General features: G+C 72.3%; 14 protein-coding genes and 1 riboswitch. Of the genes, 5 read left to right on the top strand and 9 right to left on the bottom strand.

Annotation, left to right across the window (positions count from 1 at the left end; translation table 11 throughout):
- Positions 1 to 15 precede the first annotated feature (15 nt).
- The gene (locus tag TR48_RS06475) at positions 16 to 720 is read right to left on the bottom strand and encodes a copper homeostasis protein CutC (RefSeq protein WP_042364934.1); all 705 of its coding nucleotides are present in this window, start codon (positions 718 to 720) and stop codon (positions 16 to 18) included.
- Positions 721 to 869: 149 nt separating this feature from the next.
- Between TR48_RS06475 and TR48_RS06470 the strand changes: the two genes are divergently transcribed.
- Together TR48_RS06470 and TR48_RS06465 are read left to right on the top strand one after the other, a co-directional pair.
- Positions 870 to 1,541, top strand: a complete 672-nt coding sequence (locus TR48_RS06470; RefSeq protein ID WP_042364933.1) for an HD domain-containing protein — start codon at positions 870 to 872, stop codon at positions 1,539 to 1,541.
- Between the two features lie 26 nt (positions 1,542 to 1,567).
- Positions 1,568 to 2,032, top strand: a complete 465-nt coding sequence (locus tag TR48_RS06465; protein ID WP_042364932.1) for a YcxB family protein — start codon at positions 1,568 to 1,570, stop codon at positions 2,030 to 2,032.
- Positions 2,033 to 2,045: 13 nt separating this feature from the next.
- Here the strand turns inward: TR48_RS06465 and TR48_RS06460 are convergent, their stop codons facing one another.
- The 6 genes from TR48_RS06460 to thrC form a co-directional block, all read right to left on the bottom strand.
- Positions 2,046 to 2,303, bottom strand: a complete 258-nt coding sequence (locus TR48_RS06460) for a DUF4031 domain-containing protein (protein WP_042364931.1) — start codon at positions 2,301 to 2,303, stop codon at positions 2,046 to 2,048.
- Positions 2,300 to 2,656 (bottom strand): DUF8819 family protein, encoded by a 357-nt coding sequence (locus TR48_RS06455; RefSeq protein ID WP_042364930.1) that lies wholly within the window; start codon positions 2,654 to 2,656, stop codon positions 2,300 to 2,302. The genes TR48_RS06460 and TR48_RS06455 overlap by 4 nt, the downstream gene beginning before the upstream one ends.
- A 133-nt stretch (positions 2,657 to 2,789) precedes the next feature.
- Complete coding sequence (groL, locus tag TR48_RS06450; protein WP_042364929.1) at positions 2,790 to 4,409, bottom strand: chaperonin GroEL; 1,620 nt, start codon at positions 4,407 to 4,409, stop codon at positions 2,790 to 2,792.
- A gap of 350 nt (positions 4,410 to 4,759) precedes the next feature.
- Positions 4,760 to 4,963 carry a cold-shock protein gene (locus TR48_RS06445; RefSeq protein WP_042364928.1) on the bottom strand — a complete coding sequence of 68 codons (204 nt, stop codon included), beginning with the start codon at positions 4,961 to 4,963 and terminating at the stop codon, positions 4,760 to 4,762.
- 377 nt (positions 4,964 to 5,340) lie between these two features.
- Entirely contained in the window at positions 5,341 to 5,619 is a 279-nt protein-coding gene (locus TR48_RS06440; protein ID WP_042364927.1) for a MoaD/ThiS family protein, read from the bottom strand.
- Positions 5,616 to 6,893 (bottom strand): threonine synthase, encoded by a 1,278-nt coding sequence (gene thrC / locus TR48_RS06435; protein WP_042364926.1) that lies wholly within the window; start codon positions 6,891 to 6,893, stop codon positions 5,616 to 5,618. Before thrC ends, TR48_RS06440 begins: the two co-directional genes overlap by 4 nt.
- A gap of 19 nt (positions 6,894 to 6,912) precedes the next feature.
- Positions 6,913 to 7,057: riboswitch (SAM riboswitch) on the bottom strand.
- 212 nt (positions 7,058 to 7,269) lie between these two features.
- Here thrC and TR48_RS06430 point away from each other — a divergent pair.
- Together TR48_RS06430 and TR48_RS06425 are read left to right on the top strand one after the other, a co-directional pair.
- Positions 7,270 to 8,256 carry a glucosyl-3-phosphoglycerate synthase gene (locus TR48_RS06430; RefSeq protein ID WP_042364925.1) on the top strand — a complete coding sequence of 329 codons (987 nt, stop codon included), beginning with the start codon at positions 7,270 to 7,272 and terminating at the stop codon, positions 8,254 to 8,256.
- A gap of 18 nt (positions 8,257 to 8,274) precedes the next feature.
- Positions 8,275 to 9,705 carry an alpha,alpha-trehalose-phosphate synthase (UDP-forming) gene (locus tag TR48_RS06425; RefSeq protein ID WP_042364924.1) on the top strand — a complete coding sequence of 477 codons (1,431 nt, stop codon included), beginning with the start codon at positions 8,275 to 8,277 and terminating at the stop codon, positions 9,703 to 9,705.
- On the opposite strand, the gene TR48_RS44230 is transcribed toward TR48_RS06425, so the two are convergent.
- Together TR48_RS44230 and TR48_RS06415 are read right to left on the bottom strand one after the other, a co-directional pair.
- Complete coding sequence (locus TR48_RS44230) at positions 9,687 to 10,658, bottom strand: hypothetical protein (RefSeq protein WP_052442442.1); 972 nt, start codon at positions 10,656 to 10,658, stop codon at positions 9,687 to 9,689. The two genes, TR48_RS06425 and TR48_RS44230, sit on opposite strands and share 19 nt — an antisense overlap.
- The gene (locus TR48_RS06415; protein ID WP_042364923.1) at positions 10,655 to 12,274 is read right to left on the bottom strand and encodes a serine/threonine-protein kinase; all 1,620 of its coding nucleotides are present in this window, start codon (positions 12,272 to 12,274) and stop codon (positions 10,655 to 10,657) included. The genes TR48_RS44230 and TR48_RS06415 overlap by 4 nt, the downstream gene beginning before the upstream one ends.
- Before the next feature lie 411 nt (positions 12,275 to 12,685).
- Between TR48_RS06415 and TR48_RS06410 the strand changes: the two genes are divergently transcribed.
- The gene (locus TR48_RS06410; protein WP_152627825.1) at positions 12,686 to 15,520 is read left to right on the top strand and encodes a tetratricopeptide repeat protein; all 2,835 of its coding nucleotides are present in this window, start codon (positions 12,686 to 12,688) and stop codon (positions 15,518 to 15,520) included.
- The last annotated feature ends 163 nt before the right edge of the window (positions 15,521 to 15,683 follow it).

The following is a 15,683-nucleotide window of genomic DNA, read 5'->3' as shown; positions in this document are numbered from 1 at the left end:
GAGCCCGCGTATCAGCTACGCGGCGACGGGCTCGGCGTCGAGCAGGCGGCGCCACTGCTGGACGAGGCCGGCGTCCAGCGGGCTGGTCCAGCCCGCGCTGCGGACCATCGTGCCGACGTGGAAGCCGTCGATGCCCGCCGCGCGGAGGCGCGGGATGTGCGGGGTCTTGAGGCCGCCGCCGACGAGGATCCGCGGGCGGTAGCCGGGGGCGCCCGCGCGGGACGCCTCCTGCGCGAGGACGTCCATGCCCGAGGCCACGCCCGCGCTGCTGCCGGCGGTGAGCACGGTGTCCAGGCCGGGGAGGCCGTCGATCGCCGCGCGGACGTCCTCGCGGGAGGCCGCGTTGTCCAGCGCGCGGTGGAAGGTCCACCGGCAGCCGGGGATGGCGTCCAGCAGGGTGCGCACCGACGCCAGGTCGAGCTCCCCCTCGGGAGTGAGGAAGCCGAGGACGAACTCCTCCGCCCCCTCCGCGCGCAGCGCCTGCGCCTTCGCGCAGAGCGCGTCGAGGTCGCGGACCACGAAGCCGTCGCCGTCGCGGAGCATGACCCGCAGCGGCACGTGCACCGCGGCCCTGATCCGGACGAACTCGGCGAGGTCGGGCGTGAGCCCGTCGGCCGCCATCTCGCCGGCGAGTTCCAGGCGGTCGGCCCCTCCCGCCGCGGCCGCGACGGCGTCCTCCGCGGACGTCGCGATGACCTCGAAGATCGCCCGATCGCTCATGTGCAGCCTCTCTGCTCCGCTCCGAAAACGGACCAACAGGTCTAGTCCAATACGGACACCCTAGCCGTTGGCGCGACGCGGCGACAGCGACGGCGCGGCTTACGACGCATCGCCAGCGAACGGGGCGGCGTCCGTACCACAATGTCCCTATGCCCGAGTCGTCGTCGCATCCCGACCAGAACCTCGCCGAGGCTCTGCTCACCCGCTGGACCGCGCTCTTCGCAGCGCCGGAGGCGGAGCCCTACGGCGAGCATCTGCTGCGGCGCTGGTCGGAACCGCAGCGCAAGTACCACACCCTGCGCCACCTCGCCGCGACGCTGCAGGTGATCGACCGGCTGGCCGGCCACGCCGACGACGCCGACCTGGTGCGCCTCGCCGCCTGGTTCCACGACGCGATCTACGCCCCGGACCGCAGCGAGAACGAGGAACGCAGCGCGCGGCTGGCCGAGAAGGTGCTGCCGGAGCTGGGCGTCTCCGACGAGGCCATCGCCGAGGTGGCCCGCCTGGTGCGGCTGACGGCCACGCACGATCCGGCCCCGGACGACCGCAACGGCGAGGTGCTGTGCGACGCCGACCTGGCCATCCTCGGCGCTCCCCCGCAGGTCTACGCCGGGTACACGGCGGCGGTCCGCGCCGAGTACGCGTTCGTCCCCGAGGAGGACTTCCGCCAGGGCCGGGCCGCGATCCTGGAGCAGTTGCTCACCAAGAAGCCCTCCCTGTACCGGACCCAAGCCGCCCAGGCCACCTTCGGACCCCGCGCGGAAACGAACCTCCGTTCCGAGCTTGCACGGTTGCGCGATAAGGTGCCGCCCGTTACGTGAGTCCCTTGGGCTGCCGGGTGGGGTGCATGGATATCGAGACCGAGTTCGAGTACCAGCACGGCGAAGCACGCCGCTACTGGCTGCGCCAGCAGGGCGTCTACGTCGTGGCCGCACTGCTCGTGGGACTCACCTCGGTGGTGGTCGCGGCCCTACCGGGCGCCGCGCATCCCGCGCGCGGGACGCTCGCCCTCGTCGGCGTCCTCTGCCTGGCCTGGACGGTGTACGGGATCCGCTACGCCCTGCGGAACCTGCCCCGGCCCGGCTCTCCGACCAACCTGCGCTTCACCGACGTCGGACTGTCGATGCGCGACCAGTTCCAGTCGACGCAGATCCGCTGGCCCGCGGTGCGCCGCGTGCAGCTGCGGCGGGGCTGGCTCGTGGTCGAGGGCACCCAGACGGTCCGCACCCGGGCCATCCCGGCCCGCGTTCTCAGCGAAGTGCAGCTGGAGGAGCTGCGCAGCTGGCTCACCGCGCAGAAGCTGATGCGGTAGCGGCTCGCCGCCGCTACCGGTGCTTGGGCCGCCGCAGACCGGCGGCCGAGAGCCGGGCGACGATCTCGCGGCTGCGCACCGGGGTCGCCCCGAGCGCGAGCGCCTGCGCGTACAGCCGCTCCGGCACGTCGTAGTGGTCGCGCTCGAAGCCGCGCTCGGGCACGCCCAGCAGGCGCGCGAACGCGTGCAGCTCGTCGTACGAGGCGTCGGAGACCAGGTGCGACCAGAGCCGGCCGTGGCCGGGCCAGGTCGGAGGGTCGATGAGGATCACGGCGCGAGCTCGCCGACGGCCGCGACGGCTCGCCCCTCCTTGCCGCAGACCCAGTGCGGATCCGGCCCGAGCTCGGGCTCGACGGCGAGCGCGTGCGGATCCCCCTCAGCGGCGCACTCCGTGCACAGCGGCCAGCGGCCCCAGCCCTCGAGCAGCGCGTCCTGCACGTCCTGCGCGACCAGCCCCAGCAGGTAGTCCACCCCGTCCGGCCACTGCTCGACCCACCACCGCCGCTGCGCGATCGCGTCCTCCAGCACCGAGACGATCGCGGCATCCGCGACGTCCCTCGCGGTCAGATCCCTCAGCAGCGCGCTCCGCGCCCCGTGCAGGGCCGTCTCCAGTGCAGTCTCCATACCGCCAGTCTCTCTCAGAGGGACGATGCGCCGACCCCAGGGGCGCACCGTTCCCACAGGGCGACGAAAAGCAGGCGGCCACCCGACCCTCACGGGTCGGATGGCCGCCTTGAGAACTCGTGACCCGTCAGGATCAGAAGTCCATGTCACCGCCCGGCATGCCGGCCGGCGCGGCCGCGGCCTTCTCCGGCTTGTCGGCGATGACGGCCTCGGTGGTGAGGAAGAGCGCGGCGATGGACGCCGCGTTCTGCAGCGCGGAGCGCGTCACCTTGGCCGGGTCGATGATGCCGGATGCGATCAGGTCGACGTACTCGTTGGTCGCGGCGTTCAGGCCGTGACCCGCGGGCAGGTTGCGGACCTTCTCCACCACGACGCCGCCCTCGAGGCCGGCGTTGGTCGCGATCTGCTTGATCGGGGCCTCGAGCGCGACGCGCACGATGTTGGCACCGGTCGCCTCGTCACCCTCGAGCTCGAGCTTCTCGAACGCGACACCGGCCTGGAGCAGGGCCACGCCACCACCGGCGACGATGCCCTCCTCGACGGCGGCCTTGGCGTTGCGGACGGCGTCCTCGATGCGGTGCTTGCGCTCCTTGAGCTCGACCTCGGTGGCCGCGCCCGCCTTGATGACGGCGACGCCACCGGCCAGCTTGGCCAGGCGCTCCTGCAGCTTCTCGCGGTCGTAGTCCGAGTCGCTGTTCTCGATCTCGGCGCGGATCTGGGCCACGCGGCCCGCGACCTGCTCGCTCTCGCCGGCGCCGTCCACGATGGTGGTCTCGTCCTTGGTGACGACGACCTTGCGGGCGCGGCCGAGCAGCTCGAGACCGGCGTTCTCCAGCTTGAGGCCGACCTCCTCGGAGATGACCTGGCCACCGGTGAGGATGGCGATGTCGCCGAGCATGGCCTTGCGACGGTCACCGAAGCCCGGGGCCTTGACCGCGACGGACTTGAAGGTGCCGCGGATCTTGTTGACGACCAGGGTGGAGAGCGCCTCGCCCTCGACGTCCTCGGCGATGATCAGCAGCGGCTTGCCGGACTGCATGACCTTCTCGAGCAGCGGGAGCAGGTCCTTGATCGAGCCGATCTTGGAGTTGGCGATGAGGATGTAGGGGTCCTCGAAGACCGTCTCCATACGCTCCAGGTCGGTGGCGAAGTACGCCGAGATGAAGCCCTTGTCGAAGCGCATACCCTCGGTGAGCTCCAGCTCCAGACCGAAGGTCTGGGACTCCTCGACGGTGATGACGCCTTCCTTGCCGACCTTGTCCATCGCCTCGGCGATGAGCTCGCCGATCTGGGTGTCGGCGGCGGAGATGGAGGCGGTGGAGGCGATCTGCTCCTTGGTCTCCACGTCCTTGGCCTGCTCGAGCAGCTGGGCGGAGACGGCCTCGACGGCCTTCTCGATGCCGCGCTTGAGGGCCATCGGGTTGGCGCCGGCGGCGACGTTGCGCAGACCCTCGCGGACGAGCGCCTGGGCCAGCACGGTCGCGGTGGTGGTGCCGTCACCCGCGACGTCGTCGGTCTTCTTGGCGACCTCCTTTACGAGCTCGGCGCCGATCTTCTCGTACGGGTCCTCGAGCTCGATCTCCTTGGCGATGGAGACACCGTCGTTGGTGATCGTGGGGGCGCCCCACTTCTTCTCCAGAACGACGTTGCGGCCCTTGGGGCCCAGCGTGACCTTGACGGCGTCGGCGAGCTGGTTCATACCGCGCTCGAGGCCGCGACGGGCCTCTTCGTCGAACGCAATGATCTTGGCCATGGAAGCGGTCCTCCTGGACAGACTGGCTGCTTCGGACCGCGCCTGCGCCCGCGACGGACGGCTCCGGCCTTCGGCGGTTCCGTCCCGCCTCGCCCGGGGCCTCACCGACCCGGCCCGTTGTCACTCTCTACCTCAGAGTGCTAACGCCAATGATTAGCACTCGACCCCGTCGAGTGCAAGCAGCTCACCCGAACCCGGCGACTCCCGGGACAAGACGAAGGACCCCGGCCCGCGAACGGGGCAGGGGTCCTTCGAAAGACCTGCGTGGATGCATCGTTTCGTCTGGAACGAGCTCTGCGGGTCCTGATTCAGTCAGCGATCGCTGCCGAGTCAGCGGTGGTGGTGGCGCTTCAGCCGATGACCTTGACCATGTCGGCCTGCGGGCCCTTCTGGCCCTGCGAGATCTCGAACTCCACCCGCTGGCCCTCTTCGAGCGACCGGTACCCGTCCATCTGGATCGCGCTGTAGTGGACGAACACGTCCGCACCACCGTCGACCGCGATGAAGCCGTACCCCTTCTCCGCGTTGAACCACTTGACGGTGCCCTGAGCCATTCCAAACTCCCCTATTACTGGCCCTTTCACGGTCCGCACACCGCGGACCGGGCCGGAACCGGACGCTGCGGGGTGCAGTGCCGTTGCTCGGCCGACGCTGAATGTATCCACTCCGATGCCCTCAGCAACAGAGCATTCGACGGCCAATTCTCACGGGGAGTAATGAGACATAAGCGGCGAGCGTCGCCGAATGGGAACGATTCGGGCCGGGCATATCGGGCGATTCCCGACATGTCGCCGAATGAAAAAGAGCACGTCAACCGTCTCGTAGGACGGGACAGGAGCACTCTACTCCTCTTAAACCTCCGGAAATGACAGCCGCCCGGCCACCCCGGTAAGGGGTGGCCGGGCCTCCGCACCTGACCGAACAGTAGGGTTCAGCAGCCGCCGGCGACCGCCGGGATGATCGAGACGCCGGCGCCGTCCGGGGTGGCCGTCTCCAGGCCCTCGGCGAAGCGGACGTCGTCCTCGTTGACGTAGACGTTCACGAAGCGGCGCAGCTTGCCGCCGTCGTCCAGAAGACGGGCCGAGATGCCGGTGTGGTTGGCCTCCAGGTCCTTGATCACCTCGGCCAGGGTCGCGCCCTCGGCGCTCACCTCGGCGTTGCCGCCCGTGTAGGTGCGCAGGATGGTGGGGATGCGGACGGTGACGCTCATGCGAGGCCTGCCTCTCGGAACGAGTCAAGGGTGGGGCGGATGACGGCGGTCGGGCGGGCGGCGTCCGCCACGGCCTCCAGGGTCTTCAGGCCGTCGCCGGTGTTGAGGACGACGGTCTCGGCAGCCGGGTCCAGCTGACCGCTCTCGATCAGCTTGCGCAGCACGCCGACGGTCACGCCACCGGCCGTCTCGGCGAAGATGCCCTCGGTGCGGGCCAGCAGCCGGATCGCGTCGACGACCTGCTCGTCGGTGACGTCCTCGACCGCGCCGCCGGTACGCCTGACGATGTCGAGCACGTAGACGCCGTCGGCCGGGTTGCCGATGGCCAGCGACTTGGCGATGGTGTTCGGCTTCTGCGGGCGGACCACGTCGTGGCCGGCCTTGAAGGCGGCGGAGACCGGGGAGCAGCCCTGCGCCTGGGCACCGAAGATCTTGTAGGGCTTCTCCTCGACCAGGCCGAGGGCGATCAGCTCCTTGAGCCCCTTGTCGATCTTCGTCAGCTGGGAGCCGGACGCGATCGGGATGACCAGCTGGTCCGGCAGCCGCCAGCCGAGCTGCTCGCAGATCTCGTAGGCCAGCGTCTTGGAGCCCTCGCCGTAGTAGGGGCGCAGGTTCACGTTGACGAAGCCCCAGCCCTCACCGGACGGGTCGCCGATCAGCTCGGAGCAGAAGCGGTTCACGTCGTCGTAGTTGCCCTCGATGCCGACGACGTCGCCGCCGTAGATCGCGGCCATGACGACCTTGCCGGCCTCCAGGTCGTGCGGGATGAAGACGCAGGCGCGCAGGCCGGTGCGGGCGGCGGCGGCGGTGACGGCGCCGGCCAGGTTCCCCGTGGAGGAGCAGGAGAGCGTGGTGAAGCCGAAGGTGCGGGCCGCCTCGACGGCGATGGCCACGACCCGGTCCTTGAAGGAGTGGGTCGGGTTCCCTGAGTCGTCCTTGACGTGCAGCGAGCCGGTGATGCCCAGCTCACGGGCGAGGTTGTTCGCCTTGACCAGCTTGGTGAGGCCGGGGTTCAGGCTCGGGCGCTCAGCGACATCAGGGGAGACCGGCAGCAGCGGGGCGTAGCGCCAGATGTTGTTCGGGCCGTTCTCGATCTGCTTGCGCAGACCCTCCGGGTCGCCGGCCGGGAGCTCGTAGGCGACCTCCAGCGGGCCGAAGCACTCGGTGCAGGCGAAGTTCGGTGCGAGGGGGGTGCGTGCTCCGCACTCGCGACAGGACAGGGCGACGGCGGGGCCGAAGGCGTCGGGTGCGACAGACTGGCTGACAGGAGCCATGATGGCGAGAACCTCTCTCTCCTCATCTTCCCCGGGGCGCGTCTCGCCACGGGCCGGAATTGGCACCTTCCCGGCCGGGCCGCGGGTCCTTCGACGCCGCGCCGCATGGCAGGGGGGTTGCCGGGACGTCAACGGGCCGTTCCCTCAGTCCCTCTGGATGAGCGCTATGGCGGCGCACTGCAGAGCGCGTCGCATTTGTCGGAGGTGGACCCCAATGTGCGATGACCACACCTCGTCCTCAAGACTGTAACCGAAGGCCCACCGCGCGCCGACTGCCGTCCGAGAAGCGAGACGGTCACCGTGGGCGACCGGGCCCCGCAGGACAGAACCGCGACAGAGAACCGAACAGCATCCGAGACGGACCCGAGGGAGCCCCGTGCTGGACCAGGTCGAGGACTGGCTGAGCCGCAGATCCTGGAGCGCGGCCGCCCGGCCCCTGCCCGCGCTGCTGGAGGCCAAGCGCCGCAGCGGCCTGACGGTCAGCGTGGTGCTGCCCGCGCTCGACGAGGAGGAGACGGTCGGCGAGATCGTCGCCACGATCCGCCGCGACCTGGTCGAGGCCGTGCCACTGGTGGACGAGCTCGTCGTGGTCGACTCCGGCTCGGTGGACCGCACCGCGCACGAGGCCGAGGCGGCGGGCGCGCGGGTGGTGCACCGCGATCAGATCCTGCCCCACCTGCCCGTCGAGCCCGGCAAGGGCGAGGTGCTGTGGCGGTCGCTGCTGGCCACCAGCGGCGACATCGTGTGCTTCGTCGACTCCGACCTGCGGGCCTTCGACTCCGCCTTCGTGTCCGGCATCGTCGGACCGCTGCTGACCGACCCGGACGTGGCGTTCGTCAAGGCGATGTACGACCGGCCCTTCGAGACCGAGACCGGCTCCATACCCGCCGGCGGCGGGCGGGTCACCGAGCTCGTCGCCCGTCCGCTGCTCAACCTGCACTGGCCGCTGCTGGCCGGCTTCGTCCAGCCGCTCGGCGGCGAGTACGCGGCGCGCCGCTCGCTGCTGGAGCGGCTGCCGTTCCCGACCGGCTACGGCGTGGAGCTCGGCCTGCTCGTCGACGCGCTGGGGCTGGTCGGCCTCGACGGCCTCGCTCAGGTCGACGTGGGCGTGCGGCGCCACCGCCACCAGGACGCGCAGGCGCTGGGCCGGATGGCGGCCACGATCTACCGCACCGCGCTGGAGCGGCTGAAGACCCCCGAGGAGACGGTGCGCCCCGAGCTCGTGCAGTTCACCCGGACGGCCGCCGGGTTCACCCCGCACAGCACCGAGGTCGTCACGGTGGAACGCCCGCCGATGGCGTCCGTACCCGAGTACCGGGCCCGGCAGGGGTCCGTGCAGCGGGAGGTTTGCCCGCATCTCTGAGAGGCAAGGGTGACTGATATGGCTTCGACCACCGCCCCGATCGTCCTCGCGTCCAACCGCGGTCCCGTCTCGTTCACGGCCGAGGACGACGGCACGCTGACACCACGCCGGGGCGGCGGCGGGCTGGTGTCCGGCCTCTCCGCCATCGGCACCGGGCAGCGCAGCATCTGGGTCTGCGCGGCCCTGTCCGACGCCGACCGCACGGCCGCCCGGCAGGGCCTGACCGAACCCGACGTCCGCATGCTCGACATCGACGCGGGCACCTTCGCCCGCGCGTACAACGGCATCGCCAACTCGACGCTCTGGTTCGTCCACCACCTCCTCTACGACACGCCGACCAAGCCCGTCTTCGGCGCGCAGTTCCGCCGCGAGTGGGCCTCCTACGAGGCGTACAACCACTCCTTCGCCGAGGCGCTGGCAGCCTGCGCCGAACCCGGTGCGGCGGTACTCGTCCAGGACTACCACCTGTCACTGACACCGCGGCTGCTGCGCGAACTGCGCCCGGACGTGCGGATCGCGCACTTCTCGCACACTCCCTGGGCCCCGCCGGACTACTACCGCCTGCTCCCCGACGACGTGGCCCCGCAGGTACTCGCGGGCATCCTCGGCGCGGACCACGCCGGGTTCCTGACGGAGCGCTGGGCCCGCGCGTTCGCGGACTGCTGCCGTGAGGTGCTCGGCGCGACCGTCTCCGAGGACCTGGTGGTCACTTACGCCGGTCGCGCCACCCGGCTCGGCGTGCACGGGCTCGGGGCGGACGCCGAGTTCCTGCGGGAGCGCGCCCACCGCTCCGACGTGGACTCGCGACTGGCGGCGCTGCGCGAGGCCGTCGGGGACCGCCGCACGATCGTGCGGGTGGACCGCACCGAGCTGAGCAAGAACATCGTGCGCGGCCTCCAGGCGTACCAGCACCTGCTGCGGACCCGCAGCGAGTGGCTGGACCGGGTGGTGCACATCGCCTTCGCGTACCCGTCACGGCACGACCTGCCGGAGTACCGCGAGTACACCGCGGCCGTGCTGCGCACCGCACAGGAGATCAACGACGAGTTCGGCACCCCGAGTTGGCAGCCCGTCATCCTGCACGTCAACGACGACTTCCCGCGCTCGCTGGCCGCCTACCGGCTGGCCGACGTCGCGCTGGTCAACCCCATCCGCGACGGCATGAACCTCGTCGCGAAGGAGGTCCCGGTCGTCTCGGACGCGGGCGTCGCCCTCGTGCTCTCCCGCGAGGCGGGCGCGCACGCGGAGCTGGGCGAGGACGCGCTGACGGTCAACCCCTACGACGTGATCCAGACGGCGGAGGCGCTGCACGCGGCGCTCACCATGCCGGAGGACGAGCGCTCGGGCCGCAGCAAGCGCCTGGCGGAAGCGAGCACCGCGCTTCCGCCGACGGCCTGGTTCATGCAGCAGCTGGACGCCCTGACGGGCGCTCAGCCGGCGCAGGAGTAGGTGAAGGTCCCCGTCTCGGTGAGGGTCGGGTGGTCCTGGATCTGCAGAGTGGCCTTCCCACCGAACGTGCCCGGTCCGGACAGCGTCCAGATCAGCGGGAGCTGGACCTGCCGGGTCCCGGCGGCGACGGTCTCGGTGAGCAGCCCGCTGTCCGTCCCGTCGTTGCGGGTCCAGCGGTAGCGGAAGCTGCCCGCGCGGCCGTCGGTGGTGACGGTCGCGGTGATGGTGGCCTTGCCGCCGCAGCCGACGGTGGCCGGGGCGACCTGTACGGACGCGCCGGTCAGCTGTATCTGCGGGGGCGCGAGGAGACCGTCGAGCCACCAGCCGAGCAGGGCGAGGAACACCAGCAGCACGGGCACCCAGAAGAGCCACCCGCGCCGCCGCTTCTTCTCCTCGGCCTGCGGCTGGGGAGCGACCTCGCCCCGCCACACCGCGACCGTCCGCGCGGTCTTGGGGTCGGGCACCCCGGGACCGAACCTGATCAGCCCCTGATCCGGCGCCGGCCCGGTCGTCTCGACCGCGGGCACCGGCGCGGGCGCGGGGATCGACGCGAGGGCCTCGGCCACGGTCGGGCCGACGGACATGTGCAGCGTCGGCTCGGGCGCGGGCGCGGCCTGCGGCTCCACCGGGATCTGCAGGGTGGGCGTCGGCACGGCCTCCGACCCGGCGGGCAGCCGCACCGTCGGCACCACCGCCGGGTCGCCGCCGAGCCGCACGGTCGGGACGACGTCAGGCGCGGCGGGCAGCCGCACCGTCGGCATCGCCTCCGGCTCGGCCGGGAAGCGCACCGTCGGGATGACGTCCGGGTCGGCCGCCGCACGGCCCAGCCGGACCGTGCCGACCTCGTCCGGCACGGCGTCCTGCGGCGCAGGCGGAGTGTCCTCCGGAGGCAGGCGCAGGTGCATCGTGCCCCCGTCGGGCACGGAGTCCTGGGGTTCGCGGTTGTCGCTCATCCGATGCACGTCTCCTCACCGGTCGCCGTGACCGTGCCGTTGGCGGCGGCGGGGTTCGTCGTCAGGTGGACGCCGAAGCCCAGGCAGTTCCCCTGCGGGAGTGTGACCGAGAACCGCACCCGGCCGTAGCTGGTCCTGCCGGACAGGGGGATCGTCTGCTGACTGACGATCTCCTCGCCCGACACCGTGTCGATGTACCAGACCGCCGTCATCGAGAAGGCGCCCGTGGTGTTGGTGTCCGCGTAGCCGTAGACGGTCTGGGCCGTCCCCTGGCTGAAACCGGCCACGTCCGACAGCTGCGAGACCTGCAGCGCGGGAGGCTTCGGCGGCGTGGGCGAGCTGCTCGGTGACGTCGTCGGCGGCGCAGGCTTGGTCGGCGACGTCGTCGGCGTGGAGGGCGTGGTCGGGGAGGAGGACGGGCTCGCGCCCGCGCTCGGGGAGGAGCTCGCGCTCGGGCTCGCGGAGGCCGAGGGCGAGGCCGAGGGGGACACTGACGCGGACGGGCTTGCCGTGACCGAGACCGCGCCCGTCGGGGTGATGGAGGTGACCGCGACCGGGGTGGGGCCGCCGGTGACGTGGGGCAGGTTGCCGTTGGTGCCCGCCAGGGCGACCCCGCCCACGAGGCCGACCAGGACCACGCCGACACCGGCGCCGACCGCGACCCGGCGCGGGATCCGCCGGACGATCGGGCGGCCCGAGCGCAGCACCGTGCTCGCCAGGGCGGTCGTGCCGCTCGTCGCCGCTCCGCCGCCCGCCGAGGGGAACAGCAGCGGCAGCAGCGCCGCCATCGCGGCGAGGCGCTTGCGGCCGCGCTCCTCCCACTGCGGGCCGTAGGCAGCGCCCGCGACCGCTTCCAGCTCGGTGACGAACGCCGCCGCGCTCTCCGGGCGTTCGGTCGCGTGCTTGGCCAGGCCACGTCGGATGAGCGGGCGAACCGCCTCCGGCGCGAGCTCGTCGGGGATGGGCGCGGTGGTGTGCTGGACGACGAGCTCGGCGAAGGTGACGCCGGGGTACGGGCGCGAGCCCGTGAGGCACTCGAAGAAGGTCGCCGTCGCCGCGTAGACGTCGGCCGCGGGCGACGCGGGGTCGCCCGTCCACTGCTCGGGGGCCATGTACGGCGGGGTGCCGGCGATGCCGCCCTCGTCACCCGACTTCACCGCGATGCCGAAGTCGACGAGCTTCGACGATCCGTCCGCCGCGACCAGGACGTTCTCGGGCTTGTAGTCGCGGTGGACCACGCCGAGCGCGTGGGCCGCGGCGAGCCCGAGCAGCGAACCCTTGAGCACGACGAGCGCCGCCTCCGGGCCGGTCGCCCCGGCCTGCTTCAGCAGCGCCCGCAGGGCGATGCCGTCGACGAGCTCCATCACGATCGCCGCGCCGGCCGGGCCCTCGACGTACTCGAAGAGCCGGACCACGTACGGGCTGTCGAGGTCGCCCAGCAGTCGGGCCTCGTCGCGGAACTCGGTGAGGAAGTCCGGGTCGGCCCGGAGCTCGTCACCGAGGTACTTGATCGCGACAGCCGTGCCGGTGGCCTCGTGCAACGCGAGCACCACACGGCCGCTCGCGCCCGAACCCAGTTCCCGGGTATGCCGATACCCCGGAACGATCCATTCCATGACCTGTCCCCCCTTTTGTCGCGAACGTAGCGCCGAAAGGGGTCCTCAGACAGGGGCCGTGACACCACGGTTACCGCCTAGGAGCGGAACTCTTATGCTCCGCATACATCGTGTCGCGCCAAGTCGCGCGCTGTGGTGCGGGCGCTCACTCCGCGCACACGGCAGAACGGAGGCGCCCCGGCTCCCCCGCGGGGCCGGAACGCCTCCGTCTCGGCCGTTTCCCCCCAGAAACGGCCGACCGCCCCGACCGGTCCCCGTCAGTACCGGACGTGCCGAGGCGGGTTCGGATGGCTCTCTGTCCGTAAATGAGTCTGAATGCGTTGACCGCTGAGCGACAATGAACTCGGTCAGGTCCGGACGGATCCGGTTGCCCGCGGCTCTGCGGCGACCGGCCGAACATGGGGGGACGACATGACGGGGGAACAGCCACGCCCTGAGGCGGGCGGACCGGTCGACAGCGTGACCGGTTACATCCGCGACCTGCGGGCGTTGAAGGTGACGGCCGGCCAGCCGTCGTTGCAGGAGCTCCAGCGGCGCAGCGGCGTCGCGCGCAGCACCCTGTCCGACGCGCTCAACCCGAACCGGCGGGAGCTGCCGCGGCTGGAGGTCTGCCTCGCCCTGGTCCGTGCCTGCGGCGTGACGCCGCCCGAGGCGGCGAGCTGGCGGGCGCGCTGGCAGCGGATCGCGCAGGCACGCGACGAGTCGCGCTCGCTGCCGTCGGCCGAGGCCGCCGCCTCGGCGCGGGGCACAGCCCCGGCCCCCGCCTCAGCCGGAACGGGGACCGTAGCCCGTACCGGGGTCGCCGGCGGCGCCGGCGACCCCGGTACGGCGACGTCCGCGTCCGCAGCGCCCGAGACGCCGGCGGAGCCGTCTCGGCGGCCGGGACGCCGGTACCTGCCGCCCGCACCGGCGGACTTCACCGCACGGGACGAGGAGAGCGCCGCGATCCTGGCCGCGGCCCTCGAACCGGCGGGACAGGCGCCGGTGGTGGTCGCCCTCGACGGCATGGCCGGCGTCGGCAAGACCGCGCTGGCGCTCCACGTCGCGCACGGCCTGGCGGACCGCTTCCCTGACGGCCAGTTCTATCTGGATCTGCACGCGCACACGCCCGGCCAGAGCGCTGTTCGGCCACTCGCCGCGCTGGACACCCTGCTGCGGGCCGACGGCTGCGACCCGGCCGCGGTGCCGTCCGGCCTGGAGGAGCGCGCGGCCCGGTGGCGGGCCGAACTCGCGGACCGGCGAACGCTGTTGCTGGTGGACAACGCCGCCGACGCGGAGCAGGTCCGGCCGCTGCTCCCGGGCACGGCGGGGCATCTGGTGCTGGTGACGAGCCGTCGCCGCCTGCTCGGTCTGGAGGGAGCCGTCTCGCTCTCCCTGGCCCCCTTCCACATGCCCGACGCGACGACGCTGTTCCGGCGGATCGTCGGACCGCGCGCGGACGCCGAACCGGAGGCCGTGGCCGAGGTCGTCGGCCTGTGCGGTCGGCTCCCCCTCGCGGTGCGGATCGCCGCCGCCCGGCTGCGGCACCGGCCGGCCTGGACGGTGGCAGTGCTGGCCGAGCGGCTCCGCGCCGAGCGGGGCCGGCTGGACGAGCTCGCCAGCGGCCACCTGGACGTGTCCGCCGCGTTCCAGGCCTCCTTCGACCACCTCGAACCGGACGAACGCGAGGCGTTCGCGCTCCTGGGCGTGCACCCCGGCGCGGACATCGGCGTCGCCGCGGCGTCCGCGCTGCTGGACCGGTCGGCCGGGCCGACCGAGGACTGCCTGGAGGAGCTGCTCGACGCCAACCTGCTGGAGCAGCGCCGCGTCGGCCGCTACACCTTCCACGACCTGCTGCGCGTCCACAGCGCCGCGCACGCGGCGCGGCTGCCGCAGGACCGGCGCACGGACGCGTTACGACGCGTGCTGGACCACTACCTCTCCCGCTCCTCCCTGGCCATGGACGCGCTCTACCCGCACGAGCGGTACCGCCGCCCGGAGATCAAGGTGCCCCCGGCCGAGCACCCCGGCTTCCCGGACCGCGAGACGGCGCTCGGCTGGCTGGACCTGGAACGCGCCAACCTCGTCGCCGTCTCCGCCCAGCAGGTCACCGCGGAGCACGGCCTCCCGCAGCGCGTCATCGACCTCTCCGCGGTGCTGGCCCGCTATCTGGAGCGGGGCGCCCACGGGGCCGAGGGGCTGGTGCTGCACGAACGGGCGCTGCGCCTGGCCGAGTCGCTCGGCGACCCCCTGGCCGAGGCCGCAGCCCTGCGGCACCTCGCCCTGACCTACCTTCAGCTTCGTAGCTACGCACCGGCCCTGGACCATCTGACCCGCTCCCTGGAGGTGCTGCGCGCGGCTCCCGGCGACCACGGCTCGCAGATGGCCTCCACCCTCACCAACCTCGGCGCGGTCAGCGGCCGGACCGGTGAACTCGCGGCCGCGTTGCGCTACTTCGACGAGGCCTTGACGCTGAGCCGGGCCGTCGGGGACGAAGCGACCGCTGCGATCGCGGCGAACAACCTGGGGCTGATCCACCGCCGGTTGGGCAACTTCGCGACGGCCCTGGAGCACCACCGCGGCGCGCTGGAGCTGGACGTCCGGCTGAACAACGCGGCCGGACAGAGCATCTGCCACGACAACCTGGGGGTCGTCCTGCGCCTGCTCGGGCGCCTCGACGAGGCACTCGACCACCACCGCCGGGCGCTGCTCCTGGACCGGGAGGCCAACGACCGCGTCGGCGAGGCCATCAGCACCGACAACCTCGGCCTGGTGCTCCTGGAGATGGGCGACCACGCAGGCGCGCGCGAGCACTTCGAGGCCGCGCTCGTCCTCGGCCGGGAGCTCGACGACCTGGCCAGCGAGGGGATCGCGCTCGGCAACCTCGGCACCGTGCTCCGGACCGAGGGCAGGCCCGCCGAGGCCCTCCCGTTCCACGAGGAGGCGCTGGCGCTGTTCCGCACGTCGGACGAGCAGCTCAACCTCGCCGAGGCGCTCAACAACCTCGGGCAGACCCGGTGTTCGCTGGGCGACCCGGGGTCCGCACCCGGGCTGCACGAGGAGGCGCTGGCGCTCGCCCGCTCCTGTGGCGATCCGGTGGAGACGGCCCGCAGCCAGGAACTGCTCGGCAACGCCCTGCACGCCCTCGGCGACGAGGCCGGCGCCGTGGCCGCGCACCGGGCCGCCCTCGACGCCTACCGCCGGATGGGGCTGCCCCGCGCCGACGCCCTCGCGGAACACGCGTGCGGCGAGCCCGTGCGGACGTGAGCACAGGCGCGGCGGGCCCGGATATGGTCGTCACCATGGGCATCCCCGAAGGCAGTGCCGAAGGCTCCCCCGAACCGACGAACGACCGTGCGACCGGTGCGACCGACCAGGCGGGGGCGCGGACCCCCGACGGTCTGCCGACCCCGCGCACCGAGGCGGGCGC

Origin of the sequence: Streptacidiphilus neutrinimicus, assembly GCF_000787815.1 — a bacterium.
Classification (GTDB): domain Bacteria; phylum Actinomycetota; class Actinomycetes; order Streptomycetales; family Streptomycetaceae; genus Streptacidiphilus; species Streptacidiphilus neutrinimicus.
This window is presented reverse-complemented; position numbering and strand designations above follow the sequence as displayed.

What these genes read in the sequence shown, in the direction of transcription:
- TR48_RS06475 (WP_042364934.1), bottom strand. Translation starts at nt 720, where the DNA reads ATGAGCGATCGGGCGATCTTCGAGGTCATCGCGACGTCCGCGGAGGAC.
- TR48_RS06470 (WP_042364933.1), top strand. Translation starts at nt 870, where the DNA reads ATGCCCGAGTCGTCGTCGCATCCCGACCAGAACCTCGCCGAGGCTCTG.
- TR48_RS06465 (WP_042364932.1), top strand. Translation starts at nt 1,568, where the DNA reads ATGGATATCGAGACCGAGTTCGAGTACCAGCACGGCGAAGCACGCCGC.
- TR48_RS06455 (WP_042364930.1), bottom strand. Translation starts at nt 2,656, where the DNA reads ATGGAGACTGCACTGGAGACGGCCCTGCACGGGGCGCGGAGCGCGCTG.
- groL (WP_042364929.1), bottom strand. Translation starts at nt 4,409, where the DNA reads ATGGCCAAGATCATTGCGTTCGACGAAGAGGCCCGTCGCGGCCTCGAG.
- TR48_RS06445 (WP_042364928.1), bottom strand. Translation starts at nt 4,963, where the DNA reads ATGGCTCAGGGCACCGTCAAGTGGTTCAACGCGGAGAAGGGGTACGGC.
- TR48_RS06440 (WP_042364927.1), bottom strand. Translation starts at nt 5,619, where the DNA reads ATGAGCGTCACCGTCCGCATCCCCACCATCCTGCGCACCTACACGGGC.
- thrC (WP_042364926.1), bottom strand. Translation starts at nt 6,893, where the DNA reads ATGGCTCCTGTCAGCCAGTCTGTCGCACCCGACGCCTTCGGCCCCGCC.
- TR48_RS06425 (WP_042364924.1), top strand. Translation starts at nt 8,275, where the DNA reads ATGGCTTCGACCACCGCCCCGATCGTCCTCGCGTCCAACCGCGGTCCC.
- TR48_RS44230 (WP_052442442.1), bottom strand. Translation starts at nt 10,658, where the DNA reads ATGAGCGACAACCGCGAACCCCAGGACTCCGTGCCCGACGGGGGCACG.
- TR48_RS06415 (WP_042364923.1), bottom strand. Translation starts at nt 12,274, where the DNA reads ATGGAATGGATCGTTCCGGGGTATCGGCATACCCGGGAACTGGGTTCG.
- TR48_RS06410 (WP_152627825.1), top strand. Translation starts at nt 12,686, where the DNA reads ATGACGGGGGAACAGCCACGCCCTGAGGCGGGCGGACCGGTCGACAGC.